This is a genomic window from Bradyrhizobium sp. CCBAU 051011, from assembly GCF_009930815.1.
In the GTDB taxonomy this organism is placed as follows: Bacteria; Pseudomonadota; Alphaproteobacteria; order Rhizobiales; family Xanthobacteraceae; genus Bradyrhizobium.
In genome coordinates, this window is the sequence record NZ_CP022222.1 from 5,209,722 (window position 1) to 5,231,293 (window position 21,572).

A 21,572-nucleotide genomic window follows, 5' to 3' on the forward strand; every position below is an offset into this window, starting at 1 on the left:
GTGCAAGCGGCGACGGAGGTTTTTTGTTTCTCAGGAATGCGCGCTGAGGTTCGGCAGATGGATATGGATGTGCCAACAACCACGGACAGGGTAAGCCTTCGGGAGGAGCTCGAGGCCGTCGGCATCGAGGAAATCCTGACGCAGCTCGATCGCGAGCTGATCGGCTTGAAGCCGGTCAAGACGCGAATCCGCGAGATCGCGTCGCTGCTGCTGATCGAGCGCATCCGCAAGCGCATGGGACTGACGTCGGAAGCACCGACGCTGCACATGTCGTTTACGGGGAATCCCGGCACCGGAAAGACCACGGTGGCGCTGCGGATCGCCGATATCCTGCACAGGCTCGGCTATATCCGTCGCGGCCAGGTGGTGTCGGTGACGCGTGACGAGCTGGTCGGACAATATATCGGTCACACCGCGCCGAAGACCAAGGAGATACTGAAGAAGGCAATGGGCGGCGTGCTGTTCATCGACGAAGCTTATTACCTGTACCGGCCGGACAACGAGCGCGACTACGGCCAGGAGGCGATCGAGATCCTGCTGCAGGTGATGGAATCGCAACGTGACGATCTGGTGGTGATCCTTGCCGGCTACGGCGACCGCATGGACAAGTTCTTCGCCAGCAATCCCGGCTTCCGTTCACGCATCGCGCACCACATCGACTTTCCCGATTATTTCGACGATGAGCTGATCGACATCGCGGAACTGATGCTGCGGGAGATGAATTACAAGTTCACGCCGGAGGCGCGGGCGGAGTTCGTTCGCTACATCGCATTGCGCAAGAACCAGCCGCTGTTCTCCAACGCACGCTCGATCCGAAATGCCCTGGATCGTCTGCGGCTGCGCCAGGCCAATCGTCTGATCGCCGATCTCGACCATGTCCTGACGGTAGACGACATCAGGTCGATTGAGGCGTCGGACGTGCTGGCGAGTCGCGTGTTCAGGAAGGGAGAAAAATCCGCCGAAGCGAATTAGCGCGTGCCTTCTCGGCGCCGGATAGACGACTGCGATCAACGAAGCTAACGCTGTAATGCCGTTTCAGGGATCGCCCTGCGAACCACTTCGCGCATCGCAAAGCTCGAATGGATGCGCGCGACGCCGGGCATCCGCGAAAGGTGCTGTTTGTGGATGCGCTCGAAGTCGGCAATGTCGCGCGCGATCACCTGCAGATGGTAGTCATCGCTGCCCGACATCAGGTGGCAGGACACCACGTCGGGACAGCGGGCAATCGCCGCTTCGAACGCGGCGAGATAATCCTCACTCTGTTTTTCCAGCGTAATGGTGACGACAACCGTCGTGACGAGTCCGAGCGCAGTCGGTTCGAGATCGGCCCGATAGCCGCGAATGATGCCGGCTTCCTCGAGCTGACGAATGCGACGCGCGCAAGCGGTCGGCGACAGCCCGACCTTTTCGGCGAGTTCGATCTGGCTTGCCCTCGCATCGGAGAGCAGCTCAGCCAGAATCCGAAGATCAATACGATCTAGCCCTGTCACGCCGTTATTCTCTAATTTTTATCAGCAAAGAGAAGAATATCTGCACAAATGGATGCCGGCAAGCCGTAATTCGCAGAGAAGCGTTGCCCGTTCAGAGGTAGTTTTTCTGGCACAGGAAAGCAGCCTCCAATGCAGGAGCAGCGCCATGCGAATCGGTGTGCCCAGGGAAATCAAGGTCGAGGAATATCGCGTTGGGCTCACGCCGGCGTCGGTGCGGGAATATGTGGCGCATGGACACCACGTGATCGTCGAGCAAGGCGCCGGGCTCGGCATCGGCGCCAGCGACGATATCTATCGTTCGGCCGGCGCAGCGGTCGTGGACACGGCAGCCGAGATCTTCGCGACCGCCGACATGGTGGTCAAGGTCAAGGAACCGCAGCCGACGGAATGGCGCCAGCTTCGCGAGAACCAGATCCTCTTTACCTATCTGCACCTTGCGCCGGATACCGCGCAGACGAAGGGGCTTCTCGCGTCCGGCTGCACGGCGATCGCCTACGAGACGGTGACGGATGCCCATGGCGGGCTCCCGCTGCTGGCGCCGATGAGCGAGGTGGCGGGACGGCTGGCGATCGAGGCGGCAGGCGCCGCCTTGCGAAAACCGGCTGATGGCATGGGCAAGCTGATCGGCGGCGTGCCCGGCGTCGCGCCGAGCCGGATCGCCGTGATCGGCGGTGGCGTGGTTGGTACGCATGCCGCCAGGATGGCGGCAGGCCTGGGCGCCGATGTCGTCATCCTTGACCGCTCTCTGCCGCGGCTTCGCGTCCTTGACGAGATGTTCCTCGGTCGCGTTCGCACGCGCTATGCGACGCAGGAAGCGATCGAGGAGGAGAGCATCGGCGCCGACGTCGTCATTGGCGCGGTGCTGGTGCCGGGCGCCAGCGCGCCGAAACTCGTCTCTCGCGCGCATCTCGCCCGCATGAAGCGCCGCGCCGTGCTGGTCGATGTCGCGATCGACCAAGGGGGTTGCTTCGAGACGTCGCGGCCGACGACCCATCAGGCGCCGACCTATCTGGTCGACGAGATCGTGCATTATTGCGTCGCCAACATGCCCGGTGCCGTGCCGGTGACGTCGAGCCACGCGCTCAATAATGCCACGCTGCCGTTAGGCCTTGCGCTGGCCGGGAAGGGTATCCGCGCGCTGATCGAGGATCCGCATCTGCGCGCCGGGCTCAACGTGCATCGCGGGCAGATCACCAACCGTGCGGTCGCCGACAGCCAGAATTTGCCCGCGGAGACGCCCGAGAAAATTCTGGCGGCGTGAAGTCCGGCGGTCGAGCCTTGAGCACCCCGCGCGATTGTCTTTGATGAACAATCGTTTTGCGCCGACCCGGTATTGACCAGAGATGAGAAAAAAGGCGGCCAACGAATGCATGGCCGCCTCCTTATTGCTCTTCGCTACAAGTGCCGCGGCTACTTGCCTTTGGTATCGACCTTCTGCTTTTCGTCTTCGTTCATTTTCTTCACCACTGGATCGCGACTGGCTTCGCCGGTGGTCTGGGTTGTCGTGGCAGGCGGGGCTTCGTTTGGCATGGAGGTTTGCCCCGGCGGTGTCGTTGCCGGCCGCGTTGCGGTTGCGCTCGGCGGCGACGTGGTTTGAGCGGTCGCCGCCTGAGCATTCAATAGAAGCACGCCCGACAGTAGCGATACCGTGAGCGCCGTTGAGCTGGGTTTCATCGGCCTGAACTCCTCTCAGACCAAGGAAAACGGCCCGTCCGGTCTAAACGTTCCCCCTACACCTCCAATTGCTTGCCGATCGGCAGCGCGCGAATGCGCTTGCCGGTCGCGGCGAAGATCGCGTTGATCAACGCAGGCGCAACGGGCGGCAGTCCTGGCTCGCCAACGCCGCTGGGCGGCGTGTCGGGGCCCGCAGGCGCGATATAGACGTTGGTCACAGCGGGGGCTTCGTCGATCCGAATTACCGGGAAATCGTCGAAATTGCCCTGTTGCACCTTGCCGTCCTTGAAAGTGATCTCGCCATATTTGGCGAAGCTCATGCCCATGATTACAGCGCCTTCCATCTGCGCCTGGATTCGCTCCGGATTGACGTGAGTTCCGCAATCGATCGCGGTATCCACCCGGGGCACGGTGAGCTTGCCCTTGTCGTCGAAAGCTACCTCGACAATGGTCGCGATGTAGCTGACGAAGCTGCGGTGCGCGGCAATGCCGAGCCCGTGGCCCTTGGGCACGGACCGTCCCCAACCGCCCTTGTCCGCGACCAGCTCGACGACCTTGCGAAGGCGCGCGGTATCGATTGGATAGCTGTCATAAGGCTCACCATAGTTCCAGAGGTCCTTCACGGAATCTAGCTTGAGGATCCGGGGAGAGCCGATCAGCTCCAGCAGCATGGCCTTTTGATCGCGGTTGGTGGCATGGGCGAGTTCGCCCACCATCGATTGCACCGCAAAGGCGCGCGGGATATTCGACACCGAGCGGAACCAGCCGATGCGGGTCCGCGCGGCCGCTTCCGGATTCTCGCATTGCACATTAGCGATCTCGAAGGGCATGTCGACAAGCCCCATGCCAAGCTCAAACGGCGCCTGATGCACCGCGCCAGCCTCAAAGGTCGAGGCGATGGTCGGCGCGACGCTGCGATGCCGCCAGGCCGTCACCTTGCCGCTCTTGTCGAGGCCGGCCTCGATGCGTTCCACCGAGACGGTGTGCAGGAAGCAGTTGCGAATGTCGTCTTCCCGCGTCCATTGCACCTTGACGGGAGCGCCGAGCTCCTTTGAAAGCAGTGCCGCCTCGAGGGCGAAATCGCACTTCGACTTGCGCCCGAACCCGCCGCCGAGCAGCGTGACGTTGACGGTGACATTCTCCTGGGGAATGCCAAGCGTCTTGGCGACGTCCTCGCGCGTTCCGCCCGCGCTTTGCACCGGTGCCCAGATCTCCGCCTTGTCGCCCTTGACGTCCGCGACCGCGACCGGCGGTTCCATGCTGGCATGGGCATGATGCGGCACGTAGTACTCACCGACGATCACCTTGTCGGCGCCCTTCAAGGCGGCCTCCACGTCGCCCTCCTTGCGTACCACCAGGCCGGGTTTCCGTGCGGCTTGCTCCAGCTCGGCGCGGTAGGCGACCGACTCGTATTTGCCGTTGGCGCCATCGTCCCAGACGACCTTCAACGCGTTGCGGCCCTTGATTGCCGCGCCGGTGTTCCGCGCGATCACGGCAACGCCGCCGAGTGGCTGGAATTTGGATGGCCACGGCCAGCCCTTGACTTCCATGACTTTCTCGACGCCGGAAACCTTCATCGCTTCCGCCCCGTCGAACGACGCGACCTTGCCGCCGGTCACCGGCGGCCGGGCAATGACGGCGTATTTCATGCCGGGCAAACGGACGTCGGCGCCGTAACGAGCGGCGCCCACCGTGATGTCGCGACCGTCGACGATGCCGATCGCGCCCTTGCCGAGATAACGGAAGTCCTTCGGGTCCTTGAGCCTCAAGCCTTCGACACTCGGCACCGACTCCCTGGCGGCATCGGCTGCTAGCTCGCCGAAGCCAATGCGGCGTCCGCTCGCATTGTGAACGACCTCGTGATTGATCGCCTTCACTTCGGTCGCCGGCACGCCCCAACGTTTCGCCGCGGCGGCTTCCAGCATCGTGCGGGCGGAAGCGCCGATCTGGCGCATTGGCATCAGATAGTGCCGCGTGCTGCGCGATCCGTCGGTATCCTGGTTGCCAAACTTGACCTCGTCGCCAGGCGCCTGCTGGACGCGAACGCGCGACCAGTCGGCTTCCATTTCTTCGGCGACGATCATCGGCAGGCTGGTGCGGACACCCGTTCCCATCTCGGCGCGGTGCGCGACGATCGTCACTGTTCCGTCGGATGCGATAGAAACGAAAACGCGCGGGTTCACCACGGTACCGTGCGGCATCTGGTCCGCACCGGTCTGGTACGCAGCAAAGCCGGGGCGCGACATCACGGGAGCGGCGAGCACAAAACCGCCGGCCAGCCCGAGGCCCTTCAAGATACTGCGGCGTGAAACGTTGTCGACCTTGATGTGCCGTTCGAAGCCACGGAGCTTGTTGGGATTGGTTGACATATTCATGGTCACACCCCCGTCGATGCGAGATGCACAGCCTTCTCGATGCGTTGATAAGTGCCGCAACGGCAGATGTTGCCCGACATCGCTTCGCGTATCTGGTCGTGATTGGGCTTTGGATTTTCCATCAACAGGGCCGCCGCCTGCATGATCTGGCCGACCTGGCAGAAGCCGCATTGCGGAACATTGAGCTGGCGCCAGGCCTTCTGAACTGCATGATCGCCTGTGGGGTGAAGACCTTCGATCGTTGTGACCTCCCGGTCGACCACGTCGGAGACCGACGTGATGCAGGAGCGTACCGCCTGCTTGTCGACGATGACGGTACAGGCGCCGCAAAGCGCCTGGCCGCAGCCGAATTTCGTACCCGTCAGCCCGACTTCGTCGCGGAGGAACCAGAGTAGCGGAAGATCGGGATCGCCATCCCAGTTCTTTTGCTGGCCGTTAATCTTCAAAGTAATCATGATCGATCCTCGCTCTTCATAAGCTGCTGATGGTTGCTCCGACGTGCGCGATAACAGTCCTGCTGACCGCTCGACGCCGTCGCTTCGAAATTCCTTGCTGTCTGGCTGGGATTTCTGTGAGCCATCCTCCTGATCGTTATTATTGGCTGTTGTTCAGTAGGCCGCGCTTCTCGATCACTACCACAAGGCGTTCTACATTTTGCTTCCGCATGTTTGGCGAAAGCGGGGCATCGCCAAAGAATTGCATTTGGTAAGCGACGCTGACGCAGTGAGGGCGAACAATGCGCAATTGCGTCAAACTTGAATGTTCCCGTCGGGACAAAATGGAAGATCGCCTCGTCGACGTTGTGCGGCCAGCATCGGCGTGCACCGTGCGCGCAACGGACACCGGGATGCGCCGCTTGCGGGCCCGTAACGCACTGCACATCGCCAAAGGCTGAGCTGTTCTGCGAAATACGCATGAGGCGTCGAGCTGCAATGGCGATCTCAGGAAATGCGAAGGGTGCTTACTGTTACGGGCGTTTGTTGCAATCGCTGTCACCAGACGGAAGAAAAGTTTGCTCAAGGCGCAATCTGTCTGTCGCCTTTTTTTTGACCGACTCTCTCCTTCAGGTTGAGTGATGTGCAAATCAGATCAGGCAACAACGTCGATCACACGCACAGACACGGAGCTTGCGACAGCGATGTGTCAGGATCCAACGCGGCGCGCACTCATCCTGACGGCTCTTGCGACCGGGGCCTGCTTGGCGTCATCCAGCCCCTCCATTGCCGAGGAAGATTTGCCTGGAAGCAACGAGCGGCCCCAGAAGGGCGACGTTCTGGTTTTCGCCGAAGGGGATCGTGCGGGCGAGGTGATCAAGCCGCAGGATTTGCAGGCTGGTGGACCGCCGGTTCGGGCCTGGCCAAAGGATCCCAAGACATCGGTCGTGCGCAAGGGCTCGCGCCTGAACGAGGTGCTCGTCGTAAAACTGGAACCGACTGAGCTGGATGAAGAAACGCGCTCACGCGCCGCCGGCGGCGTGGTGGCCTATTCGGCAATCTGCGTCCACACCGGTTGTCCGATCACTGCATGGGTAAAGGCGGCAGGCGGCGACAAGGACGTGTTCAAATGCGTTTGCCATAATTCGGAATATGACCCCCGGCAAAGCGCGCAAGTCATCTTTGGACCGGCGCCCCGGCGTCTGCCGGCGCTTCCGTTGGCGCCAGATGACGGTCCGCTGACGGTGGCCGCAACATTCATTGGAAAGGTAGGTGCGCAGCAAGCCAGATGACGGCGGGAAGCCGTCGATCCACGACAAAAACAGAATTCGTGAGAGGAAAACAAAAAGGGGAGTGCTGCGCTATGGCCTTGAAGCAATGGATCTTGTCGGGTTTGCTTGCGTCCACATGCCTCGTTTCGATCGCTGCCGCCGGCCCGATCGAGAATTACAGCCCGGTAACCACCGAACGGCTCAAGAATCCCGAACCCGGCAACTGGATGCATTATCGCCGGACTTATGACGGCCAAGGATACAGCCCGCTCGACCAGATCAACACCTCGAACGTGAAAAACCTGACGCCAGCGTGGACATTCTCGACCGGTGTGGTCGAGGGACACCAGGCGCCGCCGATCATCAACAATGGCGTGATGTTCGTCTCAACGCCGGAGGGACAGGTGATCGCGCTCAACGCCAAGACCGGCGATGAGTACTGGCGATACAAACGCCAGCTTCCCGAAGATCTCTTTCAACTGCACCCGACCAACCGCGGCGTAGGACTGTGGGAGGACAAGCTGTACCTCGCCACGACGGACGACCATCTGGTCGCGCTCGATGCCAAGACCGGCAAAGTAGTCTGGGACACCAAGGTTCAGGACTACAAGAAGGGACAGTATTTGACGCTGATGCCGCTGGTCGTCGACGGCAAGGTGATCGTCGGCGGTTCCGGCGGCGAATTCGGCATCCGCGGTTATATCGTTGCCTACGATGCCAACACAGGCAAGGAGCTTTGGCGAACCTTCACCATACCCGGCCCGGGCGAGCCCGGCCATGACACGTGGAGCGGAGACGACTGGAAAACCGGGGGTGCACCTGCCTGGATGACAGGCACCTACGATGTGGACACCAGAACGGTCTACTGGGGCACCGGCAACGCCGCGCCCTGGCCAGGCGAAACCCACCCCGGCGACAATCTCTACTCGACATCGGTGCTCGCGCTCGATCCCGACAGCGGCAAGATGAAATCATATTTCCAGTACCATCAAAACGATTCCTGGGACTGGGACGAGGTGGACGCCCCCATGCTGATCGACCTGCAAAGGGACGGCCGCACCATCAAGAGCTTGGTTCATCCCGGACGCAACGCGATCTTCTGGGTGCTCGAGCGCAAGCCGGAGGGCATCAAATACGTCGCCGGCTGGCCTTTCGTTTATACCAACGTCTGGAAGAGTATCGATCCCAACGGCAAGCCGATTGCGGATCCCGCCCACAAGCCGGGAATTGGCAAGCGGGTTGAATTCTGCCCGTCCCTGTGGGGCGGCAAGGATTGGCCGTCGGCGGCATATAGTCAGAAGACCGGATTGGTCTACGTTCCCGCCAACGAGAATTTCTGCGGCGGCTTTACCGGCGAGAAAGTGCCGCTCGTTGCCGGCAAGCTTTGGCTCGGGACCAAGCCCGAGGATATCGGCTTGACGCCCCGTCCCGGCGCTACCCACTTTGGCGAACTGCAGGCGTGGGATCCGGCCACGGGCAAGAAGGCCTGGTCGCATAATTTCCCAAAGTCACAACTGTTCGGTTCGGTGACCGCTACCGCCGGCGACCTCGTCTTTGTCGGCGGCACCAATGACCGGATGTTCCGCGCCTTCCATGCCAAGACCGGTGAACTGCTTTGGGAGCAAAAGACCAACTCCGGGATCGTCGGCATGCCGATCGCCTATGAGGTGGACGGCACGCAATATATCGCCGTCCAGTCGGGTTGGGGTGTCGACGCGCAGCGCATTCAGGACGCATTGGTGGGCAAGGTCCCTGGCTTGGAGAATAACGTGCCGCAAGGCGGCGTCGTCTGGGTGTTCGCCGTTAAGAAGTGACGGCGAGCGGTCGCGTCGGACGTCTGGCTGCTGCGGCGGCAGTGGCGAGGCGCTGGCGCGATCCAGTCCTCTCACGCGTGCCGGACGGCTATGCCTCGTTCAAAGCCTGTGCGAGGTCTGCGATCAGGTCGGACGGGTGCTCGATGCCGATCGACAGCCGGATCGTGCAGTCGAGAACGCCGATTTTCTGTCGAATGTCGGCCGGAACGCCGGAGTGGGTCATGCTTGCGGGCAGGCTGGCAAGCGATTCAGTGCCGCCCAGGCTCACCGCCAGCTTGAAGATCTGCAGCGCGTTGAGGAATTTCGAAGCGGCGGCTTGGCCGCCGACGATGTCGAACGAGAATGTGGAACCTGCGCCGCTGCATTGGCGCGCGAACAGACGGCCGGCGACGGAGTCCGGTTCGTGGTGAGCAAGGTAATGGACCTTCGCCACCTTGTTGTGTTCGCGCAGGTAATCCGCCACGAGCCGCGCGTTTCGGTCTGCTTTTTCCATTCGCAGGCTCAGCGTCTCGAGCGATCGGCCGATCATCCAGCAGGAGTGCGGATCGAGTTGGGTGCCGATGGCGCTTCGCAGTGCCTTGATATCCTTCAAGATGGCTTTTGAGCCGATCGCCGCGCCCGCGATCAGGTCGGAATGACCGCCGACATATTTGGTCAGCGAGTACACCGAAAGATCAGCGCCGTGTTCGATCGGCCGCTGAAACACCGGCCCGAGCAAGGTATTGTCGCACGCAACGATCGGCGTGTGCCGCTGGGTCTGCCCGATCATATCGGCGACGCGGCGGATCATCGCGATATCGACCAGTCCATTGGTGGGGTTTGCCGGAGTTTCGATGAAAATCATCGCAACCCGGCCTTTCTGCATGGCATCCTCCGCCGCCAGCCTGACCGCAGTTTCGTCGAGGCCGTCGGCAAAGCCCACGGCGCCGATCGAGAGACCGGCAAGCGTCTTCGCAAGCAGCGTCTCCGTTCCGCCATAGAGCGGCTGAGAGTGCAGAATGACGTCACCGGGGCGGACGAACGCAAGAATCGTGGTCGCGATCGCCGCCATGCCCGAAGAGAACAGCGCGCAATTCTCGGCGCGTTCGTAGACGGAGAGCCTGTCCTCGACAATCTCGCTGTTGGGGTGATTGAAACGCGAGTAAACCAGACCCGCGCCCATCCCCTCCGGAGGCTCGCGCCGGCCTGAGACGAAATCGAAAAAATCCTGTCCGTCTTCGGCGGTCCTGAAGACGAAGGTAGAGGTCAGGAAGACCGGTGGCTTGACGGCTCCTTCCGACAGTTGCGGATCGTAGCCGTAGTTCAGCATCAACGTTTCCGGATGCAGCATGTGGTTGCCGATGTGGGTCTTCGACGGAAACGGTTTCACCATGGCTGTCTCCCTGTCGGGGATGCGGAGCGTCGCACTGCGTTGGAGGTTCGCAATGGCGAGGCGGTCAGGAGCGATCGATGCGGCGGCATCCAACGGCCCCAGCTAACGTCGCAAGCAGGGATCAGCGTAGCAAAATTCGGAACTGATTTCACCGCATCCCGGGCAGATTTCGCAAGCGCGCGATCGTCAGGCGTGAACCGCAACCTTCAGTGCCTCGGCGCGGATCTCTTCCACGAGCCGTTCCTTCAGGCTGACGAATTCGGGCGTGGTCTTGATCTTGTAGGATCGCGGGTGCGGCAGATCGATCGCGATCTCCGCCTTGATGCGGCCGGGACGGGCGCTCATGACGATAACGCGGCTGCCGAGGAAGATCGCTTCCTCGATATCATGGGTGACGAATAGTACGGTCTTCTGGTCGCGTTCCCAGATGCCGAGCAACATTTCCTGCATCAGCACGCGGGTTTGATTGTCCAGTGCGCCGAACGGCTCGTCGAGCAGCAGGATTTTTGGATCGTTGGCAAGGGCCCGCGCGATCGCCGTGCGTTGCTGCATGCCGCCGGAGAGTTGCTTCGGCCAATGATTCTCGAAGCCCGACAGGCCGACGCGCTGGATGAAGCCGTCGGCGATTTTTTCGCGGTCCGCTTCCGAAATCCCGCGTTCGCGCAGGCCGAACGCGATGTTTTCGCGCACGGTCAGCCATGGAAACAGCGTGTAGGACTGAAACACCATGCCGCGATCCGCACCAGGACCCGTGACCCCCTGTCCGTCCAGAATGACGCGGCCACTGGTCGGCCGGTCGAGCCCGGCGATGATGCGCAGCAGCGTCGATTTTCCGCAGCCCGACGGGCCGAGGATGGTGACGAAGTCATTGTTGCCGACGTTGAGGTCAATCGGTTCCAGGGCACGGGTCGGCGCATGGCCCTGGCGCGCGGGGAAGGTGCGGGCGACCTGATCGATTCTGAGTTCGGTCATGCCAGTTTCCACGGGAACAGCCAGGCGTTGAAAGCCTTGAACAGAAAGTCCGACACCAGGCCGATCAGCCCGATGACGATGATGCCGAAGATGATCTGACCGGTGTTGAGCAGGGCCTGGCTGTCGGTGATCATGTGGCCGATGCCCGAGGATGATCCGATCAACTCGGCGACGATGACATAGGTCCATGCCCAGCCGAGAACGAGTCGAAGGATTTCCGCGACCTCGGGGGCAGAGGAGGGCAGCAGCACCCGGTTGATGATGCCGCGGTCGCTGGCGCCGAGCGTGTAGGCGGCCTCAACGAGGTCGCGCCTGGTGTTGCCGACCGTCACGGTGACCATCAGGATGATCTGGAACACCGAGCCGATGAAAATGACCAGGAGCTTTTGCAGTTCGCCAATACCCGCCCACAGGATCAACAGCGGGATGAAGGCTGAGGCAGGCAAATAGCGGGCAAACGAGACGAACGGCTCCAGGAAGGCTTCGATCGGCTTGTACGCGCCCATCAGGACGCCGAGCGGAACGGCTATGATGGCCGCCAGTACGAAGCCGCCGACGACCCGCCAGATCGTCATGCCGATGTCGAACAGGAAGCCGTGCTTGGTCAGGAGTTCAAAGCCTTCCTGTAGCATGGTCAGTGGGTTCGCGAGAAACGTTTTGGATACGTAGCCGCCAAACGTTGCCCATGCCCACACGGCAACGAACAGGATGAAGAACGCCAGGCCATAGGCGGCGCGTTGCTTCGACGTCACAGGATCGAGAGGACGTATCACAGGGCATATTCCTCAAAGCGGTGCGCTGATCGCGGAACGTCCTGCTTCCACATCTGTGGAAGCAGGACCAGTGCGGCGCCGACCGAACCTACTTGATGAAGCTCGTGTCAACGAGGTCGTCGATCTTCGGAACCGATTTGATGATGCCGATCTCAAGCAACAAGTCCGCAGCCTCCTTGGTAAAGGCCTGCCACTCGCCTGCGAAGAACTTCTGGTTCGCGGCCTTGTCCTGCCAGCGCAGATACTTTGCCGAATTGCCGAACTGTTCGCCGGACTGCTTCACATCGGAGCCCATGATCTCGTAGGACTTGGCCTGATCTTTCTCGATCAAGGCGACGGCCTCGAAATAGCTGTCGGCCAGCGCCTTCGCGGCTTTCGGATTCTCGGTCAGGAATTTCGGCGTGCAGCCGAACGTGTCCATGATCATCGGGTAGTCGAGCGTGGTGGCGATGATCTTGCCCTTTTCCGGCGCGGCGCGCACGGTCGAGAGGTAAGGCTCATAGGTCATGGCTGCATCGTTCTGGCCGGACACGAATGCCTGCGCGGCTGCAGCCGGCTCCAGGTTCACCACGGTCACGTCCTTGACCGAAAGGCCGTTCTTCTTGAGCATCCAGGCCAGCGTGAAATAGGGCGCTGTACCGGGCGCGGAAGCGGCGACCGTCTTGCCCTTCAGATCCTTGATCGCTGCGATATCGTTTCGCGTTGCCATGCCGTCGGCGCCGTAGCTCTTGTCGAGCTGGAAGATCTGCTTGGTGGCGACGCCATTGGCATTCCAGGATATCCATGTCTCGACCGTGGTCGCCGCGCACTGGATGTCGCCGGAGGCGATGGCAAGATGGCGATCCTTCTGCGGGATCTTCTTGATCGTCACGTCGAGGCCGTTCTTCTTGAAGATGCCGGCCTGGTTTGCGAGCGTGAGCGGCGCAAAGCCGGTCCATCCGGAAATGCCGATGCCGACCTTTACGTCCTGAGCGGCGGCCGGTGCGGTGACTATGAGAGCGGCGGCTGCCGCGAAAAATCCAAAACTACGCATGGCTGTATCCCTTTTGCTGGTTCCTGGATGTGTCTTGGTCTGTTCACGTTTCTTGCATTGAAGCTCGTTGCGTCTAACTGCTGCATAGTCTGTGCCAGATCTTGCGTGCATCATTGTCCCCCTCAGCCGCCTTTGAAGCGAGCAACCAGTTTATGGGACTCGCCCGGATAGAGCAGGCGCACGGCGGTCAGCGGCCGGGCGCTGCGCCAGGTGTGCCGGTCGATCACGAGGCAGGGGGCGCCAATCGCGATGTCCAATGCCGCCGCAGCTTGCTCGTCAGCTACGATGGCGCTGATCGAATGTTCGGCTTCCGTCCATGGCACATGGTGAAGCAGCCACGTGCCAGGTGGCTCGGTCGCAAAATCCGCCGTGGCCGCTTCGGGCACCGCGTCGAGGTCGATCAGCCTGTCCTCGATGGCGAACGGCACGTCGTCGGCGCTGTGACGGCATGCAATCGCGATCACCTTGCCGGTTTTGCTTGCGCCGAGGCGGGCTCGGTCGGCGGCATTTGCGGCGCGTCGCGAGCACTGGATCAGCTCATAGCCGTAACTGCGGCCGAGCGCGCCGATCTCCGCACGGATGTCGGAGATCTTGAGCACCGCCGACAGAAATGTGGGCCGGCGGACAAAGCTGCCGGCCTTGCGCCGCCGCTCGATAAGATCGGCTTGCGCGAGCTCCGACAGCGCCTTGCTCACCGTCATGCGCGAGCAGCCATAGAGCGACATCAGCTCGTGCTCAAACGGGATGCGGTGACCGGGCGGCCATTCTCCGGTCAGGATGCGGCGCTCGATATCGATCCGGATCTGCTTGTACAGCGTCGGCTTGTCGGCTGCGACGGGTTTGCCGCGATCGGTGGCGAGGCTCATGCCACGAGCCTCCGGACCGTTGTGTTGAACGTGTCCCGCGCGCTCTCGCGGAGCCTGTGGCGTCCATTCTCGACGACCTTGGCGCCGCCTGCCCAGACCGTGTCGACGGCGCCCGCGCTCGTCGCAAAAATCCAGCCGTCGAGGACGGCGTCTCCGTGACGTCCGGCGAGCGAGGGTTGGGTGGTATCGAGGGTCACGATGTCCGCGCGCGCACCTGCCTGAAGCCCGGCGGTTGGCTGCGCGAGCGCCTGGGCGCCGCCGGTGAGCGCTGCTTCGAACAGCGCACGGCCGGTCGACAGGCCGGGACCGCTGGACAGCATATTGCGTTCGCCGTGCTTCAAGCGCTGGCCATATTCAAGCTGACGCAGTTCGTCGGTGACGCCGACCAGCACGTTGGAGTCCGTACCGATGCCGAACCGGCCGCCGGCCCCGAGGAATTCGCGGGCCGGAAAAATGCCGTCGCCAAGGCTGCCTTCGGTGACCGGGCAGAGTCCGGCGACCGCGCCGCTTCGTGCGAGCGCGATGGTTTCCGCCTCCGTCATATGGGTCGCATGGATGAGACACCAGCGCTGATCGACGGGTGCATGTTCGAGCAGCCACTCAACCGGCCGCCGGCCCGACCAGGCGATACAGTCCTCAACTTCTTTTGTCTGTTCAGCGGCATGGATATGCACCGGTCCGCCTTCTGCCAGTGGCGCCACGGCCGCCAATTCGTCCGGCGTCACGGCGCGCAGGCTGTGCGGCGCAATGCCGACATTGGCTCCGGGCAACGCGCGAATGGCGATGCGCGTCGCGTCGATCAGCTTCGTAAACTGGTCAACCGAGCAGATGAATCGGCGCTGGCCGGCATGGGGCGCAGCCCCGCCGAATGAGCCGTGTGCGTAAAAACTCGGCAGCAGCGTCAATCCGATGCCGGCGATTTCGGCCGCCCGCGCAATTCGCATCGCCATCTCGGCGGGATTGGCGTAGGGCGCGCCGTCGTGGTCATGGTGGAGATAGTGGAATTCGCCGACGCGCGTATAGCCTTGCTCGAGCATCTCGACATAGAGCAGCGTGGCGACGGCTTCGGTGTCGTCCGGCGTCATCTCGAGCGCGAAGCGATACATGGTCTCGCGCCATGTCCAGAACGTATCCGCAGAATCGCCGCGCGTTTCGGCAAGCCCCGCCATGCCACGCTGGAACGCATGGCTGTGCAGGCTCGCTATCCCCGGAATGGCCAGCCTGTGGCGTTCGTCGTGCGGTCCCGGCGGAACGCCGGCCGTAACCTTCGCGATGGTCTGTTCCGTCACCACCACCTGCACGTCATCGGCCCACCCGGAGGGGAGCAGCGCTGATGCGAAATGCAGTGTCGACATGTTTCGAAACCGGCTGGACAGAACACCCGCACGATTTTATGTATAGACATATCGATACGTCAAGCTCCTGCCGCGGAGGAGAACTGCATGGCCGAGCGCTTCGATCGAATCTGGCTTAACGCCCGGCTCGCCACGGTCCGGGAGGATCTGCCCGGGCTCGGTGTGATCGAGGACGGCGTGGTCGCCGCGCGCGGCGGCCGCATCGCCTTCGCAGGCAATCGTTCCGACCTTGCATTGGACGTCGACGCGAATGAACGGATTGATTGCGCCGGGCGCTGGATCACGCCGGGACTGGTGGATTGTCACACCCATCTGGTGTTTGGCGGAAACCGTGCGCATGAGTTCGAGTTGCGACTGCAGGGTGCAAGCTACGAAGAAATCGCGCGTGCCGGGGGCGGCATTGTCTCGACGGTCGCGGCAACGCGGGCGTCCAGCGAGGCCGAGCTTGTGGCCGGCGCGTTGCCAAGGCTCGACGCCCTGATTGGCGAGGGCGTGACGACGCTGGAGATCAAATCCGGCTATGGCCTCAATACGGAAACCGAGATGCGCCAACTGTCGGCAGCGCGGGCGCTGGGAGACAAGCGGCCGGTCGCCATCAAGACATCGTTTCTTGGCGCGCACGCGCTGCCGCCGGAAGCTGATGGCGACAAGGACCGATACATCGACCTTGTCTGCCGCGAGATGTTGCCGGCAGTGGCGCAGGCCGGATTGGCCGACGCGGTTGATGCCTTCATGGAAGGCATTGCGTTCTCGGGAGAGCAAACGACGCGGGTGTTCCGCGCGGCCAAGGCGCTCGGATTGCCGGTCAAGCTGCACGCGGATCAACTGTCGAACCTCGGGGGAGCCGCGCTTGCCGCGGAATTTTCCGCTTTATCCGCCGATCATCTGGAGCACACGGACGAGGCCGGCGTTGCCGCCATGGCGCGGGCAGGGACGGTGGCCGTCCTGCTGCCGGGCGCATTCTATTTCATTCGCGAGACGAAAAAGCCGCCGGTCCAACTGTTCCGCACCCACGGCGTGAAGATGGCGCTTGCCACCGACTGCAATCCCGGCAGCTCGCCGCTGACATCGCTGCTGCTGGCCATGAATATGGCCGCGACCCTGTTCCGAATGACCGTTGCCGAATGCCTCACCGGCGTAACGCGGGAAGGTGCGCGCGCGCTCGGCATTCTCGGCGAGACCGGTACGCTCCAGGCCGGCAAGTGGTGCGATCTCGCGATCTGGGATATCGAGCGGCCGGCCGAGCTCATTTACCGGATGGGTTTCAATCCGTTGCACAGCCGGGTGTGGAGGGGACAGTGAGCCACCCCGACTCCTCCATTGTGGTTTCGCCTGGAAGGGTCAGCCTCGACGATCTGGCGCAGGTCCTTGCCGGTGCTCCGGTCGTGCTCGATCCATCCTTCTGGCCGCGCGTTGAAGCTGCATCTTCGATCGTTGCCGCGGCTGCGCGCGCGGAAGCACCCGTCTACGGCATTAATACCGGATTCGGAAAACTGGCGTCGAAACGGATCGCGGCCGACCAGACGGCGCTGCTGCAGCACAATCTCATTGTGTCGCATTGCTGCGGGGTAGGGCCGCCGACGCCCGAGCCGATCGTCCGGTTGATGATGGCGCTCAAGGTCGTCTCGCTGGGGCGAGGCGCTTCAGGCGTGCGCCGCGAAATCATCGAGCAGCTTCAGGCCATGCTGGCGCGAGGCATTTGTCCGCTGGTGCCGCAGCAGGGATCGGTCGGAGCGTCCGGCGATCTGGCGCCGCTCGCACATATGACCGCCGTCATGATCGGCGAGGGGCAGGCGCTGGTCGGCGGAAGCGTTGTGCCGGCGCGCGAGGCGCTGGCCGCCGCCAATCTCACGCCGATCACGCTCGGGCCGAAGGAAGGCCTTGCTCTGATCAACGGCACGCAGTTTTCCACCGCTTATGCCATTTCCGGATTGCTGCGCGCCCATGGCCTGGCTTGCGCGGCGCTTGCGACAGGCGCCTTGTCGGTCGATGCGGCAATGGCTTCGACGGCGCCGTTTCGCCCGGAAATCCAGCAACTGCGGGAGCATGCCGGACAAATCGCGGCAGCCGCCACTCTGATGGCATTGCTTGAAGGCAGTGATATCCGCATGTCGCACCTCGAAGGCGATGAGCGCGTGCAGGATCCCTATTGCCTGCGCTGCCAACCCCAGGTGGCCGGCGCCGCGCTTGATCTGCTCACGCAAGCCGCTCGCACGTTGGCGATCGAAGCCAACGCCGTCACGGATAATCCGCTGGTCCTGGTCGACACCGGAGAGATCGTCTCGGGCGGCAATTTTCACGCGGAGCCGGTCGCGTTTGCCGCCGATCAGATCGCATTGGCGCTGTCCGAGATCGGCGCGATCAGCGAGCGGCGCATCGCGACCCTCGTCGATCCCGCGCTCAATTTCGGCCTGCCGCCGTTCCTCACTCCCGATCCCGGCCTCAACTCCGGCTTCATGATCGCCGAAGTGACGGCGGCCGCGCTCTACGCCGAGAACAAGCAACGCGCCGCCGCCTGTTCGATCGATTCGACGCCGACCAGCGCCAACCAGGAAGACCATGTGTCAATGGCCGCGCACGCCGCGCGCCGCTTGTCCGACATGGCGGACAATCTTGCCACTATCCTCGGCATCGAACTGCTGGTTGCAGCGCAGGGCATCACCCTGCGCGCACCGCATTCGACCAGTCCCGCCCTTGCGGCTGTCATTGCAGCGTTGCGCGAACAGGTGCCGGCGCTGGGTAGCGATCGCTACATGGCCGACGATCTCGCCAAGGCAACGGCGCTGGTTGCATCCGGTGCATTGCCGATGGCCGCGATGTCGGTCCTCGAACAGAACCCGTTTCCAATCCTTGCCGAGAGAGGCCATTTGCCATGAACCGCCGACTGGACAACGACCGCACGATCCGGGCGCCCCACGGCTCTGAAATCAGCGCCAAGAGCTGGCTGACGGAAGCGCCGCTCCGAATGCTGATGAATAATCTTGATCCCGACGTTGCCGAACGTCCGAGCGAACTTGTCGTCTATGGCGGGATCGGGCGTGCCGCCCGCGATTGGGAAAGTTTCGATCGGATCGTTGCCTCGCTGCGCAAGCTCGAGAGCGACCAGACGCTAGTCGTTCAGTCGGGCAAGCCGGTCGGAATTTTCCGCACCCATGCCGATGCGCCGCGCGTGCTGATCGCGAACTCGAATTTGGTGCCGCACTGGGCAACGCTCGATCACTTCAATGAGCTCGACAAGGCCGGGCTGATGATGTTCGGCCAGATGACGGCCGGCTCGTGGATCTACATCGGCAGCCAGGGCATCGTGCAGGGGACGTATGAAACCTTTGTCGAGGTCGGGCGACGTCACTACGGCGGCAACCTCGCGGGCAAGTGGATATTGACGGCAGGTCTCGGCGGGATGGGCGGCGCCCAGCCGCTTGCCGCGACCATGGCCGGGGCGTCGATGCTCGCGATCGAATGCCAGCCGAGCCGCATCGAGATGCGCTTGCGCACGGGTTACCTCGACCGGCAGGCAAGTTCGCTCGACGAGGCGCTCACGATCATGGCGGAAGCGGCGCAAAGCAAGAACGCGGTCTCTGTCGGCCTGCTCGGCAATGCCGCCGATATTTTTCCCGAGCTGGTGCGCCGCGGCGTCAGACCGGACATCGTCACCGATCAGACCAGCGCGCACGATCCGATCAACGGCTATCTACCGAAGGGATGGACGCTCGCCGAGTGGGAGGCGAAACGCAGCGACGATCCGAAAGCGGTTGAAGCGGCGGCCAAGACCTCCATGGTCGGCCACGTCCAGGCCATGCTGGATTTCCACGCGCAGGGCATTCCCACGCTCGACTATGGCAACAACATTCGCCAGATGGCGAAGGACATGGGACTGAAAAACGCGTTCGATTTCCCCGGCTTCGTTCCGGCCTACATCCGTCCGCTGTTCTGCCGCGGCGTCGGCCCGTTCCGGTGGGCGGCACTCTCGGGCGATCCCGAGGATATCTTCCGCACTGATGCCAAGGTGAAGGAGCTGATGCCTGACGACAAGCATCTGCACAATTGGCTCGACATGGCGAAAGCACGGATCAAGTTTCAGGGGCTGCCGGCGCGGATCTGCTGGGTCGGCCTTGGTGATCGCCATCGGCTCGGCATGGCGTTCAACGAAATGGTGGCGAAGGGCGAGTTGAAAGCGCCGATCGTCATCGGCCGTGATCATCTCGACAGTGGCTCGGTTGCAAGCCCGAACCGCGAAACCGAAGCGATGCGCGACGGTTCGGATGCGGTGTCCGACTGGCCGCTGCTCAATGCGCTGCTCAATTGTGCCAGCGGCGCCACCTGGGTCTCGCTGCACCATGGCGGGGGCGTCGGGATCGGCTATTCGCAGCACGCCGGCATGGTCATCGTCGCCGACGGAACGCCCGAGGCTGCGCGCCGTCTCGAACGTGTGTTGTGGAACGATCCGGCGACCGGCGTCATGCGCCATGCCGACGCGGGCTATGAAAGTGCTGTCGCATGTGCCCGCGCCAACGGGCTCGATCTGCCGAGTCTGACGTAATAGTGCACCGGATCGGCGCGTGCGTCGCCAGCGTCGTTGATTACCCTAAAAAGTGATCAAGCGTTGATACCGGTGATTTACCCTTTGGCGTCCTTCAGCCGTGGATTCCGGTCAGCCGACGGCCCTGGTCCGGCGGGCGGATTTACCTCTCTTGATTGTTGTGTATTCGCGCAACTTACCTATATAATGCAGTATGGGTCAGTGACCCGCGCAAATTTAGTTGGTTCTCCGGTCAGGCCCGTCATTCAGGCGGGCCGTTGCCGTTTTGGGACTACCGAAAGATGAGCCAGTCCAATCGTACCGACCATATCCGCCTGACATCGCATCCGGTGCCGGGTGCGACGCATGAATTCCCGATCGTGTGGGGCGCGCCGACCGCGCGCGAACGTGGTCCGATCATCGGGACGGTATCGCGTCCGCAGGATCGTAACGTGATTGGCACCCATGGCGGTTCCTATGCGGTTTACCGCGCGCTTGCCGTATCTTCCGGCACGCTGGACCCGATCCGTCGCCCTGATCTGACCAACACACACCCGGCCGCGACCGTTGGGCCGTTCTCGCAATGGATCGATCCGGAGCGCATTGTTGCCCTTGACCCATGGGGACATCTCGTCGCCGAGAACTTCCGCTCCGAAATCGCTGAGGGCATCGATATCAGGCCGAGCATCGCGATCACGCGCGCTCGTCTTGATTTGCCCGAAATTCAGGCGGCTCTGGCGGCCAAGCGCTTGGAGCCCGATGGCGAGTTCGTTCACGCCAGCGGTTCGGTCTCCGTCGTCAAGATCGCGATCGATCCGGTATGGTATCTGCCGGGGATCGCGCAGCGCTTCGGCACGAGCGTGACCAATCTGCGCCGCGCGCTGTTCGAGCAGACGGCCGGCATGTTTCCCGAGCTTGTCACGCGCCCCGATTTGCAGGTCTTCCTTCCGCCGATCGGCGGAACGACCGTCTATCTGTTCGGCGACGTCACGAAGCTTCCGGACCATCGGACCAAGATCACCTGCCGGGTCCATGACGAGTGCAACGGCTCGGACGTCTTCGGCTCCGATATCTGCACCTGCCGTCCTTATCTCATCCATGGCATCGAGGAATGCGCGCGCGCCGGACAAGCCGGCGGTTTGGGCGTCATCGTCTACAACCGCAAGGAAGGTCGGGCGCTCGGCGAGGTCACGAAGTTTCTGGTCTACAACGCGCGCAAGCGTCAGGAAGCAGGCGACGATGCAGCCGCCTATTTCGAACGAACGGAATGCGTTGCCGGGGTTCAGGATGCGCGCTTCCAGCAATTGATGCCGGATGTCATTCACTGGCTGGGATTGAAGCGGATCGACCGCTTCATCTCGATGAGCGACATGAAGTATGACGCATTGACGGGACAGGGCATCGATATTGTCGAGCGCGTCGCCATTCCCGACGACATGATTCCGGCCGACGCCCATGTGGAGATCGCAGCCAAGAAGGCCGCTGGATATTTTTCGCCTGACCAGAAGCCTGAGGACCTGATCGCCTCCGGCCGACCGCTCGAAAAATACTAGGGCGGGCCGGACCTTTGATCGTGACCGCAGACACGACCGCAGATGCCTTTTCTCTTTTGAGTGCGCAAGCG

The 21,572-nt window shown here is 62.4% G+C and carries 18 protein-coding genes; 8 read left to right on the forward strand and 10 right to left on the reverse strand.

Annotation, left to right across the window (positions count from 1 at the left end):
* The first annotated feature begins 63 nt into the window (after nt 1-63).
* Nucleotides 64-972, forward strand: a complete 909-nt coding sequence (cbbX, locus tag ACH79_RS24305; RefSeq protein ID WP_246738089.1) for a CbbX protein — start codon at nt 64-66, stop codon at nt 970-972.
* A 44-nt stretch (nt 973-1,016) separates the two neighbouring features.
* On the opposite strand, the gene ACH79_RS24310 is transcribed toward cbbX, so the two are convergent.
* Entirely contained in the window at nt 1,017-1,490 is a 474-nt protein-coding gene (locus ACH79_RS24310; RefSeq protein WP_161853273.1) for an Lrp/AsnC family transcriptional regulator, read from the reverse strand.
* Nucleotides 1,491-1,635: 145 nt separating this feature from the next.
* Between ACH79_RS24310 and ald the strand changes: the two genes are divergently transcribed.
* Nucleotides 1,636-2,751 (forward strand): alanine dehydrogenase, encoded by a 1,116-nt coding sequence (ald, locus tag ACH79_RS24315; RefSeq protein ID WP_161853274.1) that lies wholly within the window; start codon nt 1,636-1,638, stop codon nt 2,749-2,751.
* Between the two features lie 149 nt (nt 2,752-2,900).
* Here ald and ACH79_RS24320 read toward each other — a convergent pair whose 3' ends face one another.
* From ACH79_RS24320 to ACH79_RS24330, 3 genes are read right to left on the reverse strand one after another with little or no spacing between them, the layout of a single operon-like run.
* Nucleotides 2,901-3,164, reverse strand: coding sequence for a hypothetical protein (locus ACH79_RS24320; protein ID WP_161853275.1), 264 nt, complete (start codon nt 3,162-3,164; stop codon nt 2,901-2,903).
* A 56-nt stretch (nt 3,165-3,220) separates the two neighbouring features.
* Nucleotides 3,221-5,539, reverse strand: coding sequence for a xanthine dehydrogenase family protein molybdopterin-binding subunit (locus ACH79_RS24325; RefSeq protein WP_161853276.1), 2,319 nt, complete (start codon nt 5,537-5,539; stop codon nt 3,221-3,223).
* Nucleotides 5,540-5,541: 2 nt separating this feature from the next.
* Nucleotides 5,542-5,994, reverse strand: coding sequence for a (2Fe-2S)-binding protein (locus ACH79_RS24330; protein ID WP_161853277.1), 453 nt, complete (start codon nt 5,992-5,994; stop codon nt 5,542-5,544).
* A 683-nt stretch (nt 5,995-6,677) separates the two neighbouring features.
* Here ACH79_RS24330 and ACH79_RS24335 point away from each other — a divergent pair.
* Both ACH79_RS24335 and ACH79_RS24340 read left to right on the forward strand, forming a co-directional pair.
* The gene (locus ACH79_RS24335) at nt 6,678-7,265 is read left to right on the forward strand and encodes a ubiquinol-cytochrome c reductase iron-sulfur subunit (RefSeq protein ID WP_246738090.1); all 588 of its coding nucleotides are present in this window, start codon (nt 6,678-6,680) and stop codon (nt 7,263-7,265) included.
* A gap of 71 nt (nt 7,266-7,336) precedes the next feature.
* Nucleotides 7,337-9,058 carry a methanol/ethanol family PQQ-dependent dehydrogenase gene (locus ACH79_RS24340; RefSeq protein ID WP_161853279.1) on the forward strand — a complete coding sequence of 574 codons (1,722 nt, stop codon included), beginning with the start codon at nt 7,337-7,339 and terminating at the stop codon, nt 9,056-9,058.
* Between the two features lie 88 nt (nt 9,059-9,146).
* On the opposite strand, the gene ACH79_RS24345 is transcribed toward ACH79_RS24340, so the two are convergent.
* The 6 genes from ACH79_RS24345 to ACH79_RS24370 all read right to left on the reverse strand — a co-directional run bounded on the left by ACH79_RS24345 (nt 9,147) and on the right by ACH79_RS24370 (nt 15,429).
* Entirely contained in the window at nt 9,147-10,430 is a 1,284-nt protein-coding gene (locus ACH79_RS24345; protein WP_161853280.1) for a cystathionine gamma-synthase family protein, read from the reverse strand.
* Nucleotides 10,431-10,616: 186 nt separating this feature from the next.
* Nucleotides 10,617-11,402 (reverse strand): ABC transporter ATP-binding protein, encoded by a 786-nt coding sequence (locus ACH79_RS24350; RefSeq protein WP_161853281.1) that lies wholly within the window; start codon nt 11,400-11,402, stop codon nt 10,617-10,619.
* Nucleotides 11,399-12,172: an ABC transporter permease gene (locus ACH79_RS24355; protein WP_202639328.1), complete on the reverse strand. Its 774-nt coding sequence runs from the start codon at nt 12,170-12,172 to the stop codon at nt 11,399-11,401. The genes ACH79_RS24350 and ACH79_RS24355 overlap by 4 nt, the downstream gene beginning before the upstream one ends.
* A 91-nt stretch (nt 12,173-12,263) precedes the next feature.
* Nucleotides 12,264-13,208 (reverse strand): ABC transporter substrate-binding protein, encoded by a 945-nt coding sequence (locus tag ACH79_RS24360; RefSeq protein ID WP_161853283.1) that lies wholly within the window; start codon nt 13,206-13,208, stop codon nt 12,264-12,266.
* A gap of 122 nt (nt 13,209-13,330) precedes the next feature.
* Nucleotides 13,331-14,074, reverse strand: coding sequence for a histidine utilization repressor (gene hutC / locus ACH79_RS24365; protein WP_161853284.1), 744 nt, complete (start codon nt 14,072-14,074; stop codon nt 13,331-13,333).
* On the reverse strand, nt 14,071-15,429 hold the full coding sequence (locus ACH79_RS24370) for a formimidoylglutamate deiminase (RefSeq protein WP_161853285.1): 1,359 nt from the start codon (nt 15,427-15,429) through the stop codon (nt 14,071-14,073). The genes hutC and ACH79_RS24370 overlap by 4 nt, the downstream gene beginning before the upstream one ends.
* Before the next feature lie 87 nt (nt 15,430-15,516).
* On the opposite strand from ACH79_RS24370, the gene hutI reads away from it, so the two are divergent.
* From hutI to ACH79_RS24390, 4 genes are all read left to right on the forward strand, one after another.
* Nucleotides 15,517-16,731: an imidazolonepropionase gene (gene hutI, locus ACH79_RS24375; RefSeq protein ID WP_161853286.1), complete on the forward strand. Its 1,215-nt coding sequence runs from the start codon at nt 15,517-15,519 to the stop codon at nt 16,729-16,731.
* The gene (gene hutH / locus ACH79_RS24380) at nt 16,728-18,305 is read left to right on the forward strand and encodes a histidine ammonia-lyase (RefSeq protein ID WP_161853287.1); all 1,578 of its coding nucleotides are present in this window, start codon (nt 16,728-16,730) and stop codon (nt 18,303-18,305) included. Before hutI ends, hutH begins: the two co-directional genes overlap by 4 nt.
* Nucleotides 18,302-19,969, forward strand: coding sequence for a urocanate hydratase (gene hutU, locus ACH79_RS24385; RefSeq protein ID WP_161853288.1), 1,668 nt, complete (start codon nt 18,302-18,304; stop codon nt 19,967-19,969). Before hutH ends, hutU begins: the two co-directional genes overlap by 4 nt.
* A 281-nt stretch (nt 19,970-20,250) precedes the next feature.
* Nucleotides 20,251-21,501 carry a GTP cyclohydrolase II gene (locus ACH79_RS24390; RefSeq protein ID WP_161853289.1) on the forward strand — a complete coding sequence of 417 codons (1,251 nt, stop codon included), beginning with the start codon at nt 20,251-20,253 and terminating at the stop codon, nt 21,499-21,501.
* Nucleotides 21,502-21,572: the final 71 nt, after the last annotated feature.